We start from the raw sequence: 327 nt of genomic DNA on the forward strand, positions 1-327 counted from the left end.
CCATTCAACGAACTTGCCGGTTCGTTATACTGAAAGGACTTTACGCGACCACGCTCGTCGTATCCAATGCTTGCCTGACCGCTATTACCCGCTATTTGCGTCGCGCGGTTCTCGGCATCGCGACCGAGGGTTCGCATTGCCCAACCGGATACGGCGTCCCGCGTCGTCGCGATGTTGCCACGCGCATCATAGGTGTAGGTCCAGTCCTCAGTCTTCACACCATTCCGGACGACAGTGGCAGACAGGAGACGGCCCGCCTGATCGTAGCGCGCCCCGACCGTCATCTGATCGCCCGCCGCAACCGCCTGCATTCCCTGTTCGCCCGTC

1 pseudogene is annotated in these 327 nt (G+C 61.2%); it reads right to left on the reverse strand.

Annotated elements, in window-relative coordinates:
* Positions 1–327, reverse strand: a pseudogene (locus tag P0D70_RS36920) (DUF6531 domain-containing protein); the annotation flags it as partial.

It is taken from the genome of Paraburkholderia sp. RL17-381-BIF-C (assembly GCF_046026435.1).
Taxonomy (GTDB): Bacteria; Pseudomonadota; Gammaproteobacteria; order Burkholderiales; family Burkholderiaceae; genus Paraburkholderia.